The sequence below is a fragment of the Actinomycetota bacterium genome (genome assembly GCA_036280995.1).
GTDB lineage: Bacteria > Actinomycetota > CALGFH01 > CALGFH01 > CALGFH01 > CALGFH01.
The window spans coordinates 17,834-38,173 of the sequence record DASUPQ010000161.1; the positions used below are offsets into that span (position 1 = coordinate 17,834).

Here is a 20,340-nt window from a genome sequence, read left to right on the forward strand (position 1 = left end):
GGGGCCTCCTTCAGCGCTCGGGGCGGGAGGTCAGCCAGGCGCCGGTGACCACCAGGGCGGTGCCGGCGACGGCCGAGGGGGCCACCTGCTCGTCGAGCACGAGCACGCCGAGGACGATGGCCACGACCGGGATGAAGTAGGTGGCGACGGCCCCTCGGGGGCCGCCGACGCGGCCGACCAGGGTCGTCATCAGGACGAAGGCGAGCCCGGTGCCGAGGATCCCCAGGGGCAGCATGGCCAGCACCGACGGCCAGGCGAACGAGGAGCCGCGAAGCCCCCACAGCCCGAACGGCAGCAGCAGGACCAGGGCGGCGAGCTGGGCCCGGAGCAGCACCGGCAGGGCGCCGTGGCGCTGCTGCAGGGGCACGGCCAGGTTGACGGCCAGGCCGTAGCAGAGGACGGCCAGCACGACCAGGCTGGCCCCGAGCATGGTGGCCCGCGAGCCGGCCAGCTGGGGCCAGGAGATGGCCAGCACGCCGGCGAACCCGACGAGGAGCCCGAGGGCGTGGACGCGGGGCAGGGGCCGGCGCAGCAGCACCACCGCCCAGGCGGCCCCGGCCAGCGGCACGGCCCCGTTGAGCATCCCGGCCACCGACGAGTCGATCCACTGCTGGGCCACCGGGAACAGGATCAGCGGCAGGCCGGACCAGATGATCCCGAGGAAGGCCACCCGCAGGCGGTCGTCGCGGCCGATCGGGCGGCGGGCCGCCGGGACCAGGGCGAGTGCCGCCACGCCGAGGGCGACCCGGGCGACGGCGATCACCCCCGGCTCCAACGTCTCCAGCCCGATGTCGATGAACAGGAACGACGACCCCCAGATGAGGGCCACGCTGACCAGCAGGGCCCACTCGGCGGCGCCGAAGGACCCGGGGCGGCTGCCCCGCCCGGTCTCCAGCAGCCGCCGGCTCACGGCCGCCCCCCGGGGGCGCCGTCGAGGACCTCGAGGGCGCGGTCGATGTCGGCCTCGGTGTTGTAGAGGTGCGGGGAGACCCGCAGCCGCCCCCGCCGGAAGGCCGCGTCGACCCCGGCGGCGGTCAGCGCCTGGTGCAGTGGCGGGTTGCGCTCGGGGCGGTGGTCGCCGAAGACGACCAGGGCCGAGCGGGCCGGCCCCCGCCTGGGGCTGACCAGCTCGTAGCGGTCCGGGTCGAGACCCCCGACGAACCGGTCGACCAGGTGCTGGTCCCAGGCGGCGACCCGGTCGATGCCGAGGCCGAGGAGGTACTCGACCGAGGCCGTCCAGGGCTGGAAGGTGAGGAAGTTGGCCGTGCCGAACACGTCCCAGCCGGCGGCGCCGACGTCCTCGCGGAGCCGGTAGCCGCTGTCCTGGCCGAGGTCGTCCTGGCCCTGGTGGGCCAGCCAGTAGGCCGGCCGGTAGGTGAGCGAGGCCAGCAGGTCGGGAGCCAGCCAGCAGAAGCCGGTCCCGTACGGGCCGCAGAGCCACTTGAACCCGCAGCTGACCAGCGCGTCCACGGGCAGGGCGGCCAGGTCCAGGGGGACGGCCCCGACGGCCTGGGAGCCGTTGACGACGAAGGTCACCCCGGCCCGGCGGCACACCCCACCCACCGTGGCCAGGTCGACCGTGTGCCCGGTGAAGGAGAACACCCAGCTGGTGCAGAACAGCCGGGTCGCCGGGGTCAGCTCCGCCTCGAGCTGCCCGGCCTCCAGCCTCCCGCCCTCGGGCTTGAGCAGCCGGACCCGCACCCCGCGGTCGGCCAGGGGCAGCCAGGGCACGATGGTGGCCGGGAAGTCCCCGTCGACCAGCAGGACCTCGTCGCCCTCGCGCCAGGGGACGCCCTGGACGAGCAGGTGCAGTCCGTAGCTGGTGCTGTTGCCCAGGGTCACCTGGTCGGCCGGCACCCCGGCGAGCCGCCCAAGGGCGTCCTTGAGCCGCCGTGGGACCGCGTCGAAGGCCTCGTCGCGGATCCGGTGCGGCGCCGCCTTGTCGGCCAGCGCCCGCTCGGCCGCCGCCACCGCGACCCGGGGCAACGGCCCCTGGTGGGCGCAGTTCAGCCAGGCCCGCCCTTCGAACCCGCCGAAGTCCCCGGCGGCGTCCAGCCGGGGCCCTTCGCCGGTCAAGCCGGTCCGGCCGCGGCGTCGGCGGGGTCGCGGACGGTGACCTGGACCCGCTGGACGGCGTTGTTGACGTAGCCGCCGGTGTTCCAGGGGGCCTCGAGGGGCTGGGTGTTGCCGGCGGCGTCGGTGGCCCGCGAGCACAGCTCGTACGACCCGGGGGCCGCCTCCCAGGCGAAGCGCCACCCGGCCCAGGCCCAGGGGGACGGCTGGCCGTCCAGCTCGGCCGGCCGCCAGGTGCGGCCGCCGTCGCTGCTGACCTCGACGGCGGCCACCGGGGCCAGGCCCGACCAGGCCCGGCCGGTCAGCAGGTGGCGGCCGGGGGCGAGGAAGCGCCGGCGGGACTCGAACTCGGGGATGCCGGGCGGCAGCAGCAGCGAGCGCGGCTGGATGCGGGTCACGGGCGTGCCCGGGTCGTCCTCGGAGGCGTGGATCAGGTAGGTGCCGGTCTGCTGGTAGCCCTCGAACGGCTCGCCGAGCACGCTGATCCGGCGGAGCCATTTGACCGAGGTCATGCCGTACCAGCCGGGCACGACCAGCCGCAGCGGGTGGCCGTGCTGGGGTGGCAGGGGCCGGCCGTTGACCGCCCAGGCGAGCAGGATCTCGGGGCGCATGGCCTCGGCCAGGGGCAGGCTGCGCTCGTAGTCGTGCTCGAGCCCGCCCTGGACGCCCCGGTCGGCGCCGGCGAACGCGACCTCGACGGCGTCGGAGCCGACCCCGGCCTCCTCCAGCAGGGGGGCCAGCGGCGTGCCGGTCCACTCGGCCGTCCCCACCGCCTCCTCCAGCCAGGGCTGGCTGACCGGCCGCGGGTCGAGGCGGGCCCGGCCGTTGCCGGCGCACTCCAGGGTCACCGGCGCCGTCACCGCCGGACGCCGCCGGAGCTCCTCCATGGAGAGGCTGATCGGCGTGGCCACCCGCCCGCCGATCTCCAGCCGCCAGGTCCGCTCGTCGGCCGCCGGGATGTCGAAGTGGATCAGCAGGTAGTGGAGGCCGACCGGGGTGATGTCGTAGCGCAGCGCCTCCAGCGGCATGCCGTGGTTGCGTGCCGCCAGGGCCAGCTCCTCGAGGGTGATGCCGCTCGTGCGACCTTCGCTGGCCGCCAGGTCGGTCATGGTGATCCTCTCCTTCTACTGGAGGTCGAGACCGCGGAGGAGCTGGGCGTTGAGGGCGACGACGATGGTGGACAGGCTCATCAGGATGGCGCCGACGGCCGGGGCCAGGGTGATGCCGGCCCAGGCCAGGGCGCCGGCGGCGACCGGCACGGCCACCAGGTTGTAGTAGCCGGTCGCCCACCCCAGATTCTGCAGCATCTTGCCGCAGCCGTCCCCTCCCCCCCGCCTCCACCCGGGCCCGGACCGCCGTGTCGGGCGGGGTGAAGTGGTCCATCAGAGCAGCGATCTCCAGGTGAACTCGGGGTCGTAGCCCAGCAGCCGCCTCGCCTTGTCGATGCCGAGGAGGGTGCCGTGCTCGGCCAGGTCGTCCTTGACGGGTACCCCGGGAAACACCTCGGCCATCAGCTCGCGGCTGGGACGGCGCATGACGGTGTCGGCGGCGGCGATGATGAACGCCTCGGCCCCGGCCACCTCGGCCTCCAGGGCGCGGCGCACGGCCTGGGCCACGTGCGACTCGTCGACGTAGCCCCACAGGTTCCAGCTGCGCAGCCGCGGGTCGTCCCAGAACGACGGGAACCGCTGGTAGTCGGCGCGGGTCATGATGTTGGAGAAGCGCAGGCCGAGGATCGGGATGCCGGTCCAGCGGGAGAACTGGCGGGCCATCTCCTCGCCCACGACCTTGGACAGGGCGTAGGAGGTCTCGGGGCGCAGCTCGTGGGCCTCGTCGATCGGCGCGTAGTCGGGCGGGCGGTCGAAGGGGCGGCCGAGGGTCGTCTCGCTGGACGCCCAGACCACCCGCTCCAGGCCAAGGCGGGCCGCGGCCGCGAACACGGTGTGGGTGCTGGTGACGTTGTTCCGGAACACGACGTCGGGGGTGGCGTGCACCGGCGAGGGGATGGCGGCCAGGTGGACGACCGCCTGGATGCCTGGCAGCACCTCCCCGCCGCTGAGCGCTTCGAGGGTCTGGCCGAAGTCGGTCAGGTCGGCGGGCAGGAACGGCGCCGGCGAGTCGGCGTCGCTCGACTCGGCCGAGGGGACCCGGTCGAGGTTGAGCACCTGGTGCCCGTGCTCGAGCAGGTCGCGGACGACGGCGCGCCCGGCCTTCCCGCTTCCCCCGGTGACGGCGATCCTGGCCATGGCGGCTCCCCTCTGCTCGGAGGCACCAAGGCTATCGGCTGCCGAAGGGGATGACGTCGCCGGCGCACCACCAGCGGGCGGCGGCGCTGCTGATCTCGGGGCAGGGCGAGTCGGGCTGGCGCTCCAGCAGGCTGGTGAGCTCGGCCTCCAGGGACCGGAGGCGCTCCAGCTCGGCCCGGACCTCGGCCAGCCGCCCCCGGAGCATGGTCTCGGTGTGCCCGCACGGGCACTGGCCCCGGTCGGCGACCTGGAGCAGCTCGCCGATCTCGCGCAGCCGCAGCCCGGCCCGCTGGGCGCCCTTGATGAGGCGCAGCCGGCCGAGGGCGTCCTGGTCGTAGAGCCGGTAGCCGGCCGCCGAGCGGGCCGGGGGCGGCAGCAGCCCGACCCGCTCGTAGTAGCGGACGGTGTCGGCGCTGAGGCCGGCCTGGGTGGCGAGGGCGGAGACGGTGAGGGCCATGGCCCAAGGATAAACCTTGGAGCGCGCTCCAAGGTCAACCCTACCGAGGCGCCCTCGTAGGCGAAACGTACGTAATTGCTCGTCAATACATACGATGACGAAGCTCGCCGAGGTTCCCATACTGGCCTCTGCAGCTTGACAAGCCGGGTTTCAGGGAGGGGCAACGTGCGAGTTCGAGCTGGTTTGACCGCGCTGGCCGCCGTGGCGCTGGTGGCCGCGGCCGGCTGCACCTCGAACGGGGGGGACGGCGCCCGCCCGTCGGCGGCGGCGACGGCCACGACCACCCATCACGCCACCGCACCGGCCGCGCTGGCCGCCGACGCGTCCCCGCGGGAGGTGCGGGCCCGCTTCGAGCAGCTGCTCGGGCAGCACGCCCTGCTGGCCGTGCGCCTGGGCCGCAGCGAGGTGGCCATGGCCCCCGGGCTGCAGAAGGTGGTCGAGGCCTCGCTGGCCGCCAACGCCGGCGCCCTGGCCCAGTCGGTCGGGGTGACCTACGACGCCGCCGACGCCACCAGGTTCGAGCAGCTCTGGAAGGGCTACACCGACGAGCTGGCCGCCTACGCCGAGGGCGCGGCCACCGGGAACGACGCCGCCGTCCAGGAGGCGCGGTCGGCCCTGCTCGACCACTGCGACGAGTGGGGCGCGTGGCTGGCCGAGGCCAGCGGCGGCCGGGTCGAGGCCGGCCAGGCCACCAAGAACGCCCAGGCGCGGGTCGAGCAGCTGATGGAGCAGGTCGACGCCTACGCCGACCGGGACTACGAGCAGGCCTACAAGCTGGAGCGCCAGGCCTACCAGAGCACCTACGGCGCCGGGACGACGCTGGCCAGCGCCGGCCTGACCGCCAAGGAGGCGGCCGATCTGGCCAAGGCCCCGGAGAACCTGCGGTCGGCCTTCGCCATGCTGCTGGGCGAGCACATGGAGCTGATCGTGGACGCCCAGCGGGCCACCTTCGCCGGGTCGCCCGAGTTCGAGGCCGCGGCCGGCCAGGTCAACGCCAACACCGCCACCCTGGCCAAGGCGATGAGCGGGATCGTCGGCCCGGAGAAGGCGGCCGAGTTCCAGACCGCCTGGGCCAACCACGTCGAGGGGCTGATGGCCTACACGGCCGCGGTCGCCGGCAAGGACGAGGCCGCCAAGACGGTGGCCAGGGAGAACCTTGACGGGTTCGCCGAGCGGCTGGCCCTCTACTTCAGCGACGTGGTCCGCAACCCGCTGGCCACCGACCCGCTCACCGACGCCATCACCGCCCACGACGAGCACCTGATCAACCAGGTCGACGCCTACGCGGCCAAGGACTACGCTCGGGCCCAGCAGGTCCAGGACAACGGCTACCAGCAGATGGTCGGGGTGGCCAACGTCCTGGTCGACGCCATCGAGAAGGTGATGGCGGCCGGCATGCCGGCCGGCGGCTCCACGACCGGCGGCGGCGGGACCGCCCATGTCCACCCGTGAGGTGAGCGCCAGGAGATGACCAGGGGCAGGGCCTGGCCGGGAGCCGCGGTGGGTGCCGTGGTCCTGCTCGCCCTGGGTGTGGCGCTGGCCGGCTGCACCGGGCCGCGGGCCCGCTACGCCGGGGTCAGCAGCACGGTGTCGACCGAAGCCCAGTCCCCGCCCCAGGAAGGGGCGGCGGCCGTCCGCGACTTCCGCTCGGTCCGCGGCTACCGGCCCACGCCGGTCCCGGTGCGGCTGGAGATCGCCAGGATCGGCGTCGACACGGCGCTGCAGCAGCTCGGCCAGGACGGCGGCGGGGCCGTCGAGGTGCCGACCGGGCCCCGCCAGTGGGAGGACGCCGGCTGGTACGCGGGCGAGGGCGGCACCCGGCCGGGCGACCCCGGCTCGGCGGTCATCCTCGGCCACGTCGACTCCAAGCGGGGGCCGGCGGTGTTCTACCGGTTGCGCGAGCTGCGGGCCGGCGACCCGGTGGTGGTCGTCCGGGCCGACGGCTCGCGGGTCCGGTTCGTGGTCGAGCGGGTCGAGCAGTACCCGAAGCGGCGCTTCCCCACCGAGGACGTCTACTACCCGACGCTGAGCCCGAAGCTGCGGCTGGTCACCTGCGGCGGCGCCTTCGACCCGGCCGCCGGCCACTACCGCGACAACGTGATCGCGTTCGCCAGCCTCAGCGGCTGAGCGACCAGGCCGTATCATCGGCCGATGCGAGCCGACGAGGTGGAGGGGAGCGGACCCCCGGCGGCGGCCGGTGCGTGGTACCGGCCGATGGTGGCGCGGGCGACCGACGAGGAGCACCGCTCGGCGACGGTGCTGGAGCTGTTCTTCGACCTGTGCTTCGTGGTCGCCGTGGCCTCGGCCGCGTCCGCGCTCCACCACGAGGTGGCCGAGGACCACGTCCGCGACGGCGTGGTCGGCTACATCTCGGTGTTCTTCGCCATCTGGTGGGCGTGGATGAACTTCACCTGGTTCGCCTCGGCCTACGACACCGACGACGTCGCCTACCGGCTCACCACCCTGGTCCAGATCGCCGGGGCCCTGATCCTGGCCGCCGGGGTGCCCGACGCCATGGACGGCGCCGACTTCACCGCCATCACGATCGGCTACGTGGTCATGCGCCTGGCCATGGTCACCCAGTGGCTGCGGGCGGCCGCCGCCGACCCGCCGCACCGGCGCAGCGCGCTGCGCTTCGCCGCCGGCATCGTGGCCGTGCAGGTCGGCTGGGTGCTGCGCCTGTTCCTGCCCGAGGGACCGGGCTACGCCAGCTTCCTGGTGCTGGCCGCGGCCGAGCTGGCCATCCCCATCTGGGCCGAGCGGGCCGCTCCCACCACCTGGCACCCCCGCCACATCGCCGAGCGCTACGGCCTGTTCACCCTGATCGTGCTGGGCGAGTGCGTGCTCGCCTCCACCCTGGCCATCCAGGCGGCGCTGGAGGAGGACGCCGTCCTGGCCGACCTGGCGACGACGGCGGTCGGCGGGCTGCTGACCGTGTTCGGCATGTGGTGGCTGTACTTCGCCAAGGAGTCCCACTGGTTCCTGACCTCGCTGCGGGCCGGGATCGTCTGGGGGTACGGCCACTACCTGATCTTCGCCTCGGCCGCGGCCGTCGGGGCCGGCCTGGCCGTCAACGTCGACTACCTGACCCACCACGCGGCCATCGGCCCCCGGGCGGCGGCCGCCGCCTTCACCGTCCCGGTGGCCCTGTTCCTGGTGGCCGTCTGGGCGCTCCAGATCCGCCCCCTCCAGCTGCACCACTGGCACACCTCGCTCGTGCCCACCACCGCCGTGCTGGCCCTGGTCTCGACCCTCGGCCCGGAGCCCATCCTGGTCACCGGCCTGCTGGTGGCGGCCATGATCGGGATCTCCCTGGTCGCCCTGCAGCGCCGGGCGGCCACGACCGGGGCGTCCTAGCTCAGCTGGGGACCGCCCAGGTGCCGTCGCCGGCGATCAGCTGGTCGGCCTCCACGGGGCCCCAGGTGCCCGGCTCGTACTCGTACAGCGGGGTGGCGTCGTGGCCCAGCACCGGGTCGACCACCTGCCACTCGGCCTCCACGGCGTCCTCGCGGGCGAACAGCTCGGTGTCGCCCTCCATGGCGTCGCCCAGCAGGCGCTCGTAGGGTGGCCGGCCGAGGGCGGGGTGGTGGGCGGCGACCAGCTCCACGTCCTCGCCGATCAGGTGGTCGCCCGGGACCTTGACCCGCAGGCCGAGCTCGATGCGGACGTCGGGGCCGAGGTGGAGGCGCAGGTGGTTGGAGCGGGCCGGGATCAGCTCTCCGAACAGCTCCAGGGGCGGGCGCCGGAACTCGACCAGGACCTCGGTGTCGGTCACCGGCAGGTGCTTGCCGGCGCGGATGTAGAAGGGCACCCCGGCCCAGCGCCAGGTGTCGATGGCCAGGCGGGCGGCCACGTAGGTCTCGACGGCCGAGTCGGGGGCCACTCCCGGCTCGTCGCGGTAGCCGCGGAACTGGCCGCGGACGACGCTGGAGCGGTCGAGCGGGCGGATGGCCCGGATCAGCCGGGAGCGCTCCTGGCGGGTGGCGTCGGGGGTGTGGACGGCGGGGGCGTCCATGGCCAGCAGGGCGAGCACCTGGAGGAGGTGGTTCTGGAGGACGTCGCGGATCGCGCCCGCCTCCTCGTAGAAGGCGCCCCGGCCCTTCACGCCGAAGTCCTCGGCCATGGTGATCTGCATCTGGCGGATGTAGCGGGCGTTCCAGATCGGCTCCAGCAGCGCGTTGGCGAAGCGCAGGTAGAGGATGTTCTGGATCGGCTCCTTGCCCAGGAAGTGGTCCATGCGGAAGATGCGGTCCTCGGGCAGGTGGCGGTGCAGGATCTGGTTGAGCTCGAGGGCCGAGGCCAGGTCGCGGCCGAACGGCTTCTCCACGATCACCCGGGCCTCGTCGAGCGCGCCGGCGGCGGCCAGCCCCTCGGTCACGGTGGCGAACATGCTCGGCGGGATGGCGAGGTAGTGCAGCGGCCGCCGGGCGTCGCCCAGGGCCTTGCCGAGCCGCTGGAAGGTCCGGGTGTCGGCGTAGTCGCCGTCGATGTAGTCCAGCAGCCCGATCAGCCGGGCGAACGCCTCCTCGTCGACCTTGCCCTTGCCGAGGTCGTGCTCCACGCTGTCGCGGGCCCGCCGGCGCAGGTCGTCCAGGTCCCAGCCTGACCTGGCCACGCCGATGATCGGCACGTCGAGGCGGTTGCGCTGGACCAGCCCGTAGAGGGCGGGGAAGACCTCCTTGTAGGCGAGGTCGCCGGTGGCGCCGAAGAACACGAGCGCGTCGGAACGCTGGCTGTCGATCGGACCGCTCCTTGGGTCGTGATGTCCGGGGACGATCATGATCGTATGACGACCGGGGCCACGGGTCGCGCGACCCCGGCCGAGCGGGATGCGGCCGGGGGCGGGTCCGTGAGCGCCGCGGCGGTCAGGCCGGGGTGAGGACCTCGGCCAGGATCGAGCGCACGGCCCGCTCGGTGTAGTCGTCGGCCGGCCAGGCGCGGTCGACGACCAGGTGCTGGAAGGTCGCGGGCTGGGCCCGGGCCCAGACCCAGTCGGTGGCCGACGGGACCGTCCAGCCCTCGGCCAGGCGGCCGTCCTGGTCGACCCGCTCCACGGCGGCCGCGAACATCTCCCGCAGGTCGCCCATGCGGTCGCGCCAGGCCACCCCGCCCTCGTCGCCGTTGGTGGCGGCCGCCTCCAGCGCCCGGGCCACGGGCAGGATCTCGGGGACGTAGGCGAACCAGAGCCGCAGCAGCCGCTCCAGCGCCGCCACCGGCGGCAGCGACCTGGCCCCGGCGGCCCGCCCCGCGAACCCGCTGCGGACGTCGTGGCGGCGGGCCATGGCCACCAGCAGCCCGGCCCGGTTCTCGAAGTGGACGTAGAGGAGCTGGCGGGAGACGCCGGTGGCGGCGGCGATGTCGGCCACCGTGACCGCGCCGATCCCCCGCTCCTGGACCAGGCCCCAGGCGGTGTCGAGGATGCGGGCGCGGGTGTCGCCTCGGGTCCCGGCCATGCCACCAGCCTGCCCCAGGTATTGACACGTGTCAAATAGGGGCCTACTTTACACGTGTCAAACTCATGACTCGGGGAGGTCAGGACGATGTGGACGAGCCCGTACGCGCCGGTCGAGGTCGGAGGGACGACCCTGAACCGGATGGTCCTGGAGGCCGCGGCCCGGTCCGGTGACCGGCCGGCCCTGATCGACGGCCCGACCGGCATGACCGTCAGCTACCGGCTGCTGGCCGAGCGGGTCCAGGGGGTGGCGGCCGGGCTGGCCGCCCGGGGGTTCCGGCCCGGGGACGTGCTGGCCCTGTGGGCGCCCAACCTGCCCCAGTGGGCCGGGGTGGCGCTGGGCGCCATGGCCGCCGGCGGGACCGTGACCGGCGTCAGCCCGGCCGCCACCGAGCGCGAGCTGACCGCCCAGCTGGCCGACGCCGGGGCCTCGGTCCTGGTGACGGTCCCGTCGCAGGTCCCGGCGGCCCGGGCGGCCGCGGCCGCCGCCGGCGTGCGCGAGCTGGTCGTGCTCGGCGAGGCCGACGGCGCCACCCCGATCCTCGACCTCCTGGCCGCCGGCGCCGCCGCGCCGGTCCCGGGTCCCCCGGACCTCGACCCTTCGCTGGCCGTCGGCCTGCTCCCCTACTCGAGCGGCACCACCGGGCTGCCCAAGGGGGTGCTGCTGACCCACGCCAACCTGGTCACCTCGATCCGCCAGGTCGAGGCCGGGCTGCGGGTCACCGAGCGCGACGTCCTGCTCGCCGTGCCGCCGTTCTCGCACATCATGGGGTTCCTGGTCACCCTGGCCGTGCCCCTGTGCGCCGGCGCGACCGTGGTCACCATGCCCCGCTTCGACCCCGGGCAGTTCCTGGAGCTGCTGGAGCGCCGCCGGGTGACCGTCCTGATCGGGGCGCCACCCATGTTCCAGGTCCTGCTGCAGCACCCGCGGGCCGCCGCCGCCGACCTGGGCGCGCTGGAGCTGCTGGTCTGCGGCGGGGCGCCGCTGGCCGCCGCCGCCCAGCGGGCGCTGGCGACCCGGCTGCCGGGGGCGATCGTCGGCCAGGCCTGGGGCCTGACCGAGACGACCGTCGGCCTGAGCATGCCCGACCGGGACGGCGGCAGCGTCCCGGGCACGGTCGGCCGGATCGTGCCCGGCACCGAGCTGCGGGTGGTCGACCCGGACAGCGGCCGCGACCTCGGCCCCGGGGAGCCGGGTGAGCTGCTGGCCCGCGGGCCCCAGGTGATGGCCGGCTACCTGGGCCGGCCCGAGGCGACCGCGGCCATGGTCGACCCGGACGGCTGGCTGCGCACCGGCGACCTCGGCCTGGTCGACGGCGACGGCAACGTGGTGATCGTCGACCGGCTCAAGGAGCTGATCAAGGTGAGCGGCCACCAGGTCGCCCCGGCCGAGCTGGAGGCGCTGCTCGCCACCCACCCGGCCGTGGCCGACGCCGCCGTCCTGCGCCGCGACGACCCCGCCCGGGGCGAGGTCCCGGTCGCGGTGGTCGTGCCCCGGCCCGGGACCGACCCCGACCCCGACGAGCTGCTGGCCTGGGTGGCCGAGCGGGTGGCGCCCTACAAGCGGCTCCACGCCGTCCGCTTCGCCGACGCCATCCCCCGGACCCCCTCGGGCAAGCTGCTCCGCCGGGCCCTGCACGACCAGGACCGCCAGACCGTCTGACCGGGGCAGGACCCAGGGAGCACCGAGGCCCGCCGGGGGGCGGCGCGCAAGCTCCGGCGCCGCACGAACGGCTGGGCGTTGCATGCGGCGCCGGATGCTCGACCGCTGTTCTAGGGGGCGTTCTCCGCGTCGGCGGCGTTGACCCGGATCACCACCCAGCGGTTGCTGCCGGCCACCCGGCGGACCGTGAACTCGACGCCGAGCGAGAGGTCCTCGACCGGGGTGTCGAGCGGGTTGCCGTCGGCCGGGTTGCCCGTGCCCAGGATGATCCCGTCACCCAGGTCCTCCCCGTACAGCTCGGTGAGCGGGTTCCCGTCGGCGTCGACGATCCGGGTGGTGTAGCGCCGGTGGTCCTTGGAGGGGACCACCACCGAGGCGTCGGCGTCGCGGAAGAACAGGTCCTCGCCGCGCAGCTCCAGCCCCGGGTACCAGCCCTTGGCGTCGGTGAAGTGGGGCACGCCGGCCTGCGGGGCGTGGACGTTGCAGTAGGTCGTGTACGAGCCCACCGGGTCCTCGATGCACTCGCGGAACTGGCGCGTCGGCCGCTTGGCGAAGGCCGCGTTCGACGACTGGGCCCGCGACGGCAGGTTCTTCAGCGTGGTCGTGTCGTGCTCGGCCGCCTCGCCGAAGCGCCGCAGCGGGTCGAAGTGGCTGTCCACGATCAGCAGCTGCCCCTTGGAGCCGGTGCTGGGCGGCGCGAAGATCGGGGTGGTCACGTGGTTCACGGTGTACTGGCCGTCGCGGTACCAGACCAGCATGCCGGGGGCGTTGTAGGGGGTGCGGGTGACCCGCCACTCGTCCCCGAACTCGCCGTTGGAGTAGGTGGTGTCGTAGGCGTAGCGCAGGCCCTTGTCGAAGCCGTCGTAGTTGCGCCACTCGGCCAGGTAGTAGTGCTGGTAGATGAAGGTGCCGCTGGTGATGATCCAGCCGGCGCCCTCGGTGTCGGTGAAGGTGCCCTGCTCCGAGGTCCAGCCGTCGGCGCCGCTCTCGACGTCGTCGGTCCAGACCGAGGTGCCGTCGGCGGTGACCTCGAAGTCGTCGGCGAACCAGCCCGGCTCCTCGAAGGCGGCGTCGGTGGCGTAGCGCAGCCGCAGGCCGATGGTGGTGCCGGCGTACGGGGTCAGGTTGACCCAGTCGTGGCGCCACTCGCCGCCGGTGGTCCCGGTGAGGCCGTTCTGGAGGCCGCCGTAGTCACGCAGCCGCCCGTTGGGGTCCTCGTTGGTCGAGACCACGTTGCCGGCCTCGTCGCGGACCTCGAGCTGGGTCCAGGTGGCCCCGCCGTCGGTCGACACCTCGATGAAGCCGTAGTCCCACAGCTCCTCGATGGTGTAGTTGTTCCAGGTCCAGAAGCGCACGTCGGCGCCGGCGGGCACGTCGAGGGTGCGCGACAGCTTCACGTCGGCCCACGACTGGTCGTTGTTCGAGTACCACATGTTGTCGCCGCTGTGCGGCGTGCCAAGGGTGACCGACTTCTCGGGCAGGTTCACCCGGACGCCGTCCTCGGTCCCCCTGGGGGTCCGCGAGGTCTGGCCGACCTTGACGTCGCGGCTCGAGGAGCCGACGCCGAAGGTCTCGGGGTCGACCCAGCCGAGCACGTACTTGTCCCACAGGCCCATGTGGGTCGGGATGGTCTGGAACAGCGGGCCCGTGTGCGACCCGGACGCCATCAGGTCCCAGAAGTCGACGTCGGAGTCGGCCGCGCCGCTGGTGTCGTACAGGTCGGGCAGCCCCAGGTCGTGGCCGTACTCGTGGGAGATGACCCCGACGCCGGCGTCCTCGGCCTGCATGATGTAGTTGTTGACGCGCACCTCGGTGCCTGGGACGGCGTAACCGCCGGTCGACGGGTCGACGTTGCCGGCGTGCGACCAGATCGAGTAGGGGCCCTCGGCGCCGCCGCCGTCGGCCTTGTCGGCGCCGGCGTGGATGATCACGAAGTGGTCGACGACCCCGTCGGCCTCGAACAGGTTGCCGTCGCCGTCGGCGTCGCCCTGGTCCTCGATGTCGTAGCGGGCCCAGGGGAAGTCGGGGTCGCTGGCCGCCAGGGCGTCGACCGCGTCCACGATCAGCTGGCTGACCTGCCGGGGGTTGTCCGGGTGGCCGCTGTTGTCCTGCATCGGCTGGCCGCAGACGGTGGCGCCGTACCAGGCCTCGGAGTGCGGCACCTGGACCCAGCCGGCGACCTCGCCGGTGATGTCGTAGGCGCCCTTGGACATCTCCTGGTAGTGGTTCTTGACGGTGTAGCCGCGCAGGTCGACGCCGGGCTTGCCGTCGGGGCCGGTCAGGTCGGGCCGGACCCGCCGGGTGAGGCCGGTCTTGGTGTAGATCAGCTTGTTGTAGTGGCTGGGGCTGAAGTCCGGCACCCAGAAGGTGTTGTTGTCGGTGCCACGGCCGACCGTCGCCGGGTCGGGCATGTTGTTGTGGAGCGGTCCGCCCAGCAGGGTGCCGGCCGGCTCGGTGACGCACTCCTCGGCGCCCACGAAGGCCGGGCGCTCGAAGCCGGAGAAGTCGTCGTCGGCGTCGGGGTTGAACTCGACCAGGACCGTGAGCAGCCGGGCCGTCTGGGTGGTGGGGGCCTTCTTGAAGGCCCGCGGGCTCTTGCCGCTCTTGGCCGACCTGGCCTCGAGCCGGCCGAGCACCTCGGCCGCCGCCGGGTTGCCGGTCGAGTGCTTGCGGTCGAAGGCCTCGGACTGGGCGACGACCTTGGCGCTGGGGGTGAGCCTGGAGCGGCTGGCCGACGTGCTCAGCCTGCCGAGCCGTTCCTGCTGGTTCCCGATGCGGTCCATCCGCGGCGCCACCGGGTTGGACCAGCTGCCCGGCGACGGCGCCAGGCGGGCCCGCCCCGACGCCGGGTCGCCGGCGCTGGCCGGCGACGGCTGGCTGATGGCGGCCATGGCCACCAGCAGGGCGAGCACCAGCAGCGCGACCAGCGGCCGCCTGAGCGAGTACGGAGTGCTACGAGGCACGGTCGTTTCTCCCCTCTGAGGAACGGCCCTTGACCGACATGAAGGAGTTGCGGTTCCCACCCGCCAATGACCCCGCGAATTGCGGCAAATGTTGGCATGTGCCACAGATCGGGCCCTACTGCAGTCTGCGCAACTGAACCTACGACACTCGGCCTAGTACCGCGGTGGGCCGGGGCTCAGCCGGCGGGGGTGGCGTCCCGCACCCGCAGGGGCTCGCCCTGCTGGCAGCCGGCGGTGCGGGCGGGCGCGGGCTCCCCCACGACCCGGACGCGGGCCCCGGCGGCCAGCACCGCCCGGTCGCCCCCGACCAGCAGCCAGGTACGGCCCTGGTCGGTGGCCAGGAGCAGGCAGCCCGGCCCGCCCCCGGCCTCGACCCGGCCGCTGGCGATCACCCGCACCGCGGGGCGCTGGTCGGCGTCGGGCTGGGTGGCCGGGGCGACGGGGGCGGCCGTGGACGCGGTCGCGGGAACGGGGGGCTCCGGGGTGGCGGGGTCGCCGGCCGGCCCGGCGCACCCGGCGAGCAGGAGCGCGGCCAGGAGCGGCAGCGGTCGGCGGGGCGACGGGGTTCGCATGCCGGTTGGACGCCCGCCGGGCGGCAACGGTTCCCCGCCTAGGCGTCGAGGCCGCGCAGCCGGGCCAGCTCGGCGTTCAGCTCGTTGCCGGCCAGGATGGCCACGCTGGAGAAGTAGGTCCACAGGACGGTCGCGACCACGGCCCCGACGGCCTGGCCGATGATGACCACCTTGGCGTCGTTGACGACCACCCCGGTCGGGGCGCCGCTGCCGAAGGCGAGATACAGCCGGAAGACCCCGGCGGCCAGGATCCACAGGACCACGCCGAGGACGGCGCCCGGGAGCAGGTGACGCCAGGCGTGCCGGACGGTGGGGGCGAACCGGTACAGGCACAGCAGGAACGCGACCAGGACGGCCAGGGCCACCGGCCAGCGGCCGATGTACCAGGCGGTGATCAGGGCCTGGCTGATCCCGAACTGCTCGGCCACGTCGCGGTGCTCGTCCAGGAACGGCGCGTCGACCATGAGGCCCAGGGTCAGGACCACGACCACGACCGACCCGAAGGCGAACCCGAGGGCGATGACCCGCTGCTGGAGCGACAGCCGCTGGTGCCGGTCGTGGTAGGCGGCGTCGAGGGCGCGGCTGGTGGCGGCGAACAGGCGGCCGGCCAGCCACCAGGTGAGCAGGAGGCCGCCGATGGCCGCGCCCCCCTTGCGCTGGTCGAGCTGGGCCCGGACGAAGGGGTCGACGATGCCGTCGGTCAGCTCGGGGCTGATGACGACGCGGACCACGGAGATGGCGGCGTCCTGGCCCCTGGCGATCTTCTCCGGGCCGACGAACCGCTGGATCTGGCCGAGGGCGGCGCCGACGGCCACGGTCAGCGGGACCAGGGTCAGCATGGCGAAGAAGGACATCTCGGCCGCCGGGCCGGTGACCCGGTGGCGCAGGGCGGTGTGGCCCACGTGGGCCGCGAGCTGCCAGGGGTTGTAGCCCAGGACCCGCTCGGGGCGGCGCGCCGCCCACGCCTTGATGCGATCCGTCGGGGCAACCACCGCCTCCACCCCCACATGATCGATCAACCATCTGCCCCGATATTGTGGCAGACCCGCCCAGGAGTCGGCCTTGGCCGACGATCCATGGACCCCGCCCGGCAGAGCCGGTCGGGCTAATAGGTGAGGGCGACCTTGACCGCGTCCAGGGGATGCTCGTCGATCCAGCGGTAGGCGTCCGGGGCCTGCGCGAACGGGAACCGGCGGGCGAGCAGGCCGTCCACCGAGACCCGGTCGGTGTAGAGCAGCCGGGTGGCGGTGTCCATCACCCGGCGCCGGTTCCACAGAGGGGCGTGCCGGTCCGGCGCCCCCCAGGCGCCGATGGAGGCGAGCAGCGTCAGCCGGTTGTGGTGGAACTCCTCACCAAGGCGCACGTTGCCGGCGCCGCCCTGGTAGAACCCGGCCGCCACCACCGTCGCCCCCAGCCCGGCCGCCTGCAGGGCGCCCTGCAGGCCCCGGTCGCTGCCGGAGACCTCGATGGCCACGTCGACGCCCTGCCCCATGTTCAGCTCGCGGATCTGGAGCCCGGCGGCCTTGCCGTCGCCCGGGTCGAGCACGTGGCTGGCCCCAAGCCCGAGAGCCAGCTTGCGGCGGACCGGGTCGGGGTCGAGCGCGAACACGTTCTGGATCCCCTCGAGCCGGCACATCTGCACGGTCAGCAGGCCGATGGCGCCGAGCCCGTGGACGCTGACCGCGTCCCCGAGCTTCATCTCGGCGTCGTGGACGGCCTGCAGGGCGACCGCGGCCAGGCTGATGAACAGGGCCCGCTCGGGGCGCTCGGCGCTCGGCAGCCGCACCAGCGGGTAGGTGGCCCGCAGGGACGCGGCCACGTCCAGCACCGTCTCCTCCTGGTGGGGGGTGCCGGTGTGGACCAGATCCCCGACCGCGACCTCGGTGACGTCGGGGGCGAGCTCGGTGACCTCCCCCACCATCTCGTAGCCGAGCGTCACCGGGTAGGCGGCGGCGCTGCCGGCCGGCGGCTCCACGAAGGCCCGCAGGCCCCGGTCGAAGACCTTGTCGGTGAAGGCGGAGGTGCCGCGGTACAGGCTGAGCTCGGTCCCGTGGCTGATGCCGCTGAGCAGGGCCCGCAGCCGGATCTCGCCCGGGCGCAGGTCGCGGGTCGGCTGGTCGGAGAGGCGCAGCGTGCGGGGGCCGTCGAGCACGAGAGTGCGGGGCATCGAAGTGGTGGCTCCTTGTCGAGGAACTATGCTTGCTCAGCCTACGTCTTGAGGGGAGTCATTGAGCATGAAGCTGTCCTGCCAGGAGCAACTGCTGCCGGGCGCCGGCCTGGAGGAGAAGTGGGCGTTCGCCGCCGAGGCGGGCTTCGAGGGCATCGAGCTGCGGGCCAGGGGCGACGGCCATTTCGCCTCCCGGCTGCCCGAGCTGCGGGCCGCCGCCCGGGCCGGGGTGGTGATGGCCACCGTCTGCCCGGAGACCGACCACTTCATCGGCGACTTCGACGCCGACCGGCGCCGCGACGCCGTCGAGCAGCTGCGCTCCCAGCTCAGCGTCATCGCCGAGCTGGGCGGGGCCGGGGTGCTGACCCCGGCCAGCTGGGGCATGTTCAGCCTGCGCCTGCCGCCCTTCACCCCGCCCCGGCAGCCCGACGAGGACCACAAGGTGCTGCTGGAGGCGCTGGTCGAGCTGGCCGAGCACGCCGCCGCCGAGGGGGTGTGGCTGGCCGTGGAGCCGATCAACCGCTACGAGGACTACATGATCAACCGCCTCGACCAGGCGGTCGAGCTCGGCGAGGAGGTCGAGCGCGCGACCGGGCAGGACTCGGTGCGGGTCTGCGCCGACCTGTTCCACATGAACATCGAGGAGGACGACCTGGCCGCGGCCATCCGGGCCGCCGGCCCGCGCATCGCCCACGTCCACGTCGACGACACCAACCGGCTCCAGCCCGGCACCGGCCACATGGACTTCGGCAGCGTGTTCGCCGCCCTCCGCGACGTCGGCTACGACGACTGGCTCACCTTCGAGTGCCGCCTCCGCGGCGCCCCCGAGGAGGCCCTGCCCGCCTCCACCCGGTTCCTGGCCGGGTTCCTGTCCGGCTAGCTCGCGGGGGCCGCCGCGGCGACCTCGACCACCCGGCCCTCGCGGCTGCTGCGGAGGGCGTGCTCGGTGACGGCGACGGTGGCCCGGGCCTCCGAGGGCGCGACCGGGACCGGGCCCTCGCCGGCGACGGCGGCGGCCATGGCGGCGTAGAAGGCCCCGTAGTCGCCGGGCACGGCCGTCACCCGGGCGTGGAGCCCGAGGCCGGCGACCTCGGTGGTGAGGGTGCCGTGGCGGTCGGGGGGCTCGGTCCCCCAGCCCGGGTCGCCGGGGCGGGCGCCGGCCCGCAGGGCCGCCTCCTGGGTGTCCATGCCCCAGGTGACGAACGACCCCCGGTCGCCGTGGACCTCGAAGCGCGGCCCGGGGTGGCGCACCTCCATGGCGGCGTGGAGCAGGACCCGCAGCCGCCCGTAGCCGAGCACCAGGTGGACGTAGTCGACCGCCTCGACCCCGGGACGCTGGACGGCCAGGTCGGCCCAGACCGTCGCCGGCATGCCGAAGAGCTGCAGCGCCTGGTCGATCAGGTGCGGTCCCAGGTCCCAGAGGACGCCCGACCCGGGGACGGCCTCCTCCTTCCAGCCGCCCTTGGGAACGGGGCGGAAGCGGTCGTAGCGGGAGACGAAGCTGGACACCTCCCCGAGGAGGCCGGCCCCGAGGCAGCGCCGCACGGTGAGGAAGTCGCCGTCCCAGCGCCGGTTGTGGAACACGCTGAGCCGCCGGTCGGCCGCCTCGGCGAGGGCGATCAGCTCGTCGGCCTCGGCCGTGGACAGGGTGAACGGCTTGTCCACGACCACGTGCCGCCCGGCCCGCAGGGCGGCCGCGGCCAGCCGGTGGTGGACGGCGTTGGGCGCCGCCACCACCACCAGCTCGACCGCCGGGTCCTCCAGCAGCTCCTCGGCCGAGGCCACCACCCGCACCCCGGGAAGGTCCCGGCCGGCCTGACCGGCGCGGCTGGTGGCGACCGCGTGCAGGCGCAGGCCGGGCGCGGCCTGGACCAGCGGCGCATGGAACACCGACCCGCCCAGCCCGTACCCGGCCAGCCCGACCCCGATGGCTTCCGCTCCCATCGGGGCATGATCGCACCAGTCGACCGGCGGAGCCGGTCGAAGGCTAATGGCCGTCGGCCGAAGGCCGACTCCAAGCCGCCGGCTGCTGGCCCGACTCCTGCTGGTAGGCGCGCGAATAGGCGTCGGCGGCGACCATGGCGTCGACCACCATCCCGGGCGTGACCGCGAACGGCATGTTGTGGATGGTCTCGCCGGGGGCGGTGGCCGCCTTGGCCACCGTCTCCAGCTCCTCCCTGCTGACCGTGCCCAGGTCGAGGTCGGCGAAGGTGGTGGGCAGGCCGACGCTCATGCAGAACGACACGAACTCGTTGAACTCTCGGGTCGGCCGGTCCTCAAGGGCGAACTGGGTCAGGGTGCCGAAGTTGACCTTCTCGCCGTGCATGAAGTGGTGGAGCTGGGGCAGCGCGGTCAGGCCGTTGTGGATGGCGTGGGCGGCGGCCAGGCCGCCGCTCTCGAACCCCAGCCCCGACAGCAGGGTGTTGGCCTCCACCACCTTCTCCAGGGCAGGGGTGACGACGTGCTGCTGGGCGGCCTGGCGGGCCGAGAAGCCGTAGTCGATCAGGGTGTCCCAGCACAGCCGGGCCAGGGCCAGCCCGGCCATGGTCGGCAGCCCGCCGGCCATGGTCGACTTGCGGGCCTCGGCGGTGGCCCGGGCCTCGACCCAGGTGGCCAGGGCGTCGCCCATGCCCGAGACCAGGAACCGGTAGGGGGCGTTGGCGCACATCTCGGTGTCGACCAGCACCAGGTCGGGGTTGTGGGGGAAGAACACGTACTCCTCGAACACGCCCTCGTCGGTGTAGACG

Annotated in this window: 18 protein-coding genes and 1 pseudogene; 5 read left to right on the plus strand and 14 right to left on the minus strand. The window is 74.0% G+C overall.

Going from position 1 to position 20,340, the window contains the following annotated elements; all coding sequences use genetic code 11:
* Positions 1-10 precede the first annotated feature (10 nt).
* From VF468_05090 to VF468_05115, 6 genes and pseudogenes are all read right to left on the minus strand, one after another.
* Positions 11-910, minus strand: coding sequence for a DMT family transporter (locus VF468_05090; GenBank protein ID HEX5877689.1), 900 nt, complete (start codon positions 908-910; stop codon positions 11-13).
* On the minus strand, positions 907-2,076 hold the full coding sequence (locus VF468_05095; protein ID HEX5877690.1) for an aminotransferase class V-fold PLP-dependent enzyme: 1,170 nt from the start codon (positions 2,074-2,076) through the stop codon (positions 907-909). Before VF468_05095 ends, VF468_05090 begins: the two co-directional genes overlap by 4 nt.
* The gene (locus VF468_05100) at positions 2,073-3,182 is read right to left on the minus strand and encodes a sulfite oxidase (protein HEX5877691.1); all 1,110 of its coding nucleotides are present in this window, start codon (positions 3,180-3,182) and stop codon (positions 2,073-2,075) included. The genes VF468_05095 and VF468_05100 overlap by 4 nt, the downstream gene beginning before the upstream one ends.
* A gap of 15 nt (positions 3,183-3,197) precedes the next feature.
* Positions 3,198-3,383 (minus strand): annotated as a pseudogene (locus VF468_05105) (hypothetical protein).
* A gap of 72 nt (positions 3,384-3,455) precedes the next feature.
* Positions 3,456-4,319 (minus strand): NAD(P)-dependent oxidoreductase, encoded by an 864-nt coding sequence (locus tag VF468_05110; GenBank protein ID HEX5877692.1) that lies wholly within the window; start codon positions 4,317-4,319, stop codon positions 3,456-3,458.
* Between the two features lie 31 nt (positions 4,320-4,350).
* Positions 4,351-4,776, minus strand: coding sequence for a heavy metal-responsive transcriptional regulator (locus VF468_05115; protein HEX5877693.1), 426 nt, complete (start codon positions 4,774-4,776; stop codon positions 4,351-4,353).
* A gap of 165 nt (positions 4,777-4,941) precedes the next feature.
* Between VF468_05115 and VF468_05120 the strand changes: the two genes are divergently transcribed.
* The 3 genes from VF468_05120 to VF468_05130 are packed head-to-tail and all read left to right on the plus strand — an operon-like array spanning position 4,942 to position 8,133.
* Positions 4,942-6,228: a hypothetical protein gene (locus VF468_05120; GenBank protein HEX5877694.1), complete on the plus strand. Its 1,287-nt coding sequence runs from the start codon at positions 4,942-4,944 to the stop codon at positions 6,226-6,228.
* A gap of 15 nt (positions 6,229-6,243) precedes the next feature.
* Positions 6,244-6,903, plus strand: a complete 660-nt coding sequence (locus VF468_05125; GenBank protein ID HEX5877695.1) for a class F sortase — start codon at positions 6,244-6,246, stop codon at positions 6,901-6,903.
* 24 nt (positions 6,904-6,927) lie between these two features.
* Entirely contained in the window at positions 6,928-8,133 is a 1,206-nt protein-coding gene (locus VF468_05130; GenBank protein HEX5877696.1) for a low temperature requirement protein A, read from the plus strand.
* A gap of 1 nt (position 8,134) precedes the next feature.
* On the opposite strand, the gene zwf is transcribed toward VF468_05130, so the two are convergent.
* Together zwf and VF468_05140 are read right to left on the minus strand one after the other, a co-directional pair.
* Positions 8,135-9,517: a glucose-6-phosphate dehydrogenase gene (zwf, locus tag VF468_05135; protein HEX5877697.1), complete on the minus strand. Its 1,383-nt coding sequence runs from the start codon at positions 9,515-9,517 to the stop codon at positions 8,135-8,137.
* Between the two features lie 124 nt (positions 9,518-9,641).
* Positions 9,642-10,229: a helix-turn-helix domain-containing protein gene (locus VF468_05140; protein ID HEX5877698.1), complete on the minus strand. Its 588-nt coding sequence runs from the start codon at positions 10,227-10,229 to the stop codon at positions 9,642-9,644.
* An 87-nt stretch (positions 10,230-10,316) separates the two neighbouring features.
* Here VF468_05140 and VF468_05145 point away from each other — a divergent pair, with 87 nt between their 5' ends.
* Positions 10,317-11,891: an AMP-binding protein gene (locus VF468_05145; protein HEX5877699.1), complete on the plus strand. Its 1,575-nt coding sequence runs from the start codon at positions 10,317-10,319 to the stop codon at positions 11,889-11,891.
* A gap of 110 nt (positions 11,892-12,001) precedes the next feature.
* On the opposite strand, the gene VF468_05150 is transcribed toward VF468_05145, so the two are convergent.
* The 4 genes from VF468_05150 to VF468_05165 form a co-directional block, all read right to left on the minus strand.
* Positions 12,002-14,854, minus strand: a complete 2,853-nt coding sequence (locus VF468_05150; protein ID HEX5877700.1) for an immune inhibitor A domain-containing protein — start codon at positions 14,852-14,854, stop codon at positions 12,002-12,004.
* Positions 14,855-15,030: 176 nt separating this feature from the next.
* The gene (locus tag VF468_05155; protein HEX5877701.1) at positions 15,031-15,426 is read right to left on the minus strand and encodes a DUF5818 domain-containing protein; all 396 of its coding nucleotides are present in this window, start codon (positions 15,424-15,426) and stop codon (positions 15,031-15,033) included.
* 38 nt (positions 15,427-15,464) lie between these two features.
* Entirely contained in the window at positions 15,465-16,427 is a 963-nt protein-coding gene (locus tag VF468_05160; GenBank protein HEX5877702.1) for a YihY/virulence factor BrkB family protein, read from the minus strand.
* 104 nt (positions 16,428-16,531) lie between these two features.
* Positions 16,532-17,593, minus strand: coding sequence for a zinc-binding dehydrogenase (locus VF468_05165; protein HEX5877703.1), 1,062 nt, complete (start codon positions 17,591-17,593; stop codon positions 16,532-16,534).
* 67 nt (positions 17,594-17,660) lie between these two features.
* On the opposite strand from VF468_05165, the gene VF468_05170 reads away from it, so the two are divergent.
* The gene (locus VF468_05170; protein ID HEX5877704.1) at positions 17,661-18,473 is read left to right on the plus strand and encodes a sugar phosphate isomerase/epimerase family protein; all 813 of its coding nucleotides are present in this window, start codon (positions 17,661-17,663) and stop codon (positions 18,471-18,473) included.
* On the opposite strand, the gene VF468_05175 is transcribed toward VF468_05170, so the two are convergent.
* Together VF468_05175 and VF468_05180 are read right to left on the minus strand one after the other, a co-directional pair.
* The gene (locus VF468_05175; protein HEX5877705.1) at positions 18,470-19,537 is read right to left on the minus strand and encodes an oxidoreductase; all 1,068 of its coding nucleotides are present in this window, start codon (positions 19,535-19,537) and stop codon (positions 18,470-18,472) included. The genes VF468_05170 and VF468_05175 overlap by 4 nt on opposite strands.
* Before the next feature lie 43 nt (positions 19,538-19,580).
* The coding region (locus tag VF468_05180; protein HEX5877706.1) for a glycerol dehydrogenase at positions 19,581-20,340 on the minus strand (760 nt) is incomplete at its 5' end.

Coding starts and splice junctions, on each gene's coding strand:
- VF468_05145 (HEX5877699.1), top strand. CDS start 10,317: ATGTGGACGAGCCCGTACGCGCCGGTCGAGGTCGGAGGGACGACCCTG.
- VF468_05175 (HEX5877705.1), bottom strand. CDS start 19,537: ATGGGAGCGGAAGCCATCGGGGTCGGGCTGGCCGGGTACGGGCTGGGC.
- VF468_05115 (HEX5877693.1), bottom strand. CDS start 4,776: ATGGCCCTCACCGTCTCCGCCCTCGCCACCCAGGCCGGCCTCAGCGCC.
- VF468_05130 (HEX5877696.1), top strand. CDS start 6,928: ATGCGAGCCGACGAGGTGGAGGGGAGCGGACCCCCGGCGGCGGCCGGT.
- VF468_05100 (HEX5877691.1), bottom strand. CDS start 3,182: ATGACCGACCTGGCGGCCAGCGAAGGTCGCACGAGCGGCATCACCCTC.
- VF468_05140 (HEX5877698.1), bottom strand. CDS start 10,229: ATGGCCGGGACCCGAGGCGACACCCGCGCCCGCATCCTCGACACCGCC.
- VF468_05165 (HEX5877703.1), bottom strand. CDS start 17,593: ATGCCCCGCACTCTCGTGCTCGACGGCCCCCGCACGCTGCGCCTCTCC.
- VF468_05110 (HEX5877692.1), bottom strand. CDS start 4,319: ATGGCCAGGATCGCCGTCACCGGGGGAAGCGGGAAGGCCGGGCGCGCC.
- VF468_05125 (HEX5877695.1), top strand. CDS start 6,244: ATGACCAGGGGCAGGGCCTGGCCGGGAGCCGCGGTGGGTGCCGTGGTC.
- VF468_05155 (HEX5877701.1), bottom strand. CDS start 15,426: ATGCGAACCCCGTCGCCCCGCCGACCGCTGCCGCTCCTGGCCGCGCTC.
- VF468_05170 (HEX5877704.1), top strand. CDS start 17,661: ATGAAGCTGTCCTGCCAGGAGCAACTGCTGCCGGGCGCCGGCCTGGAG.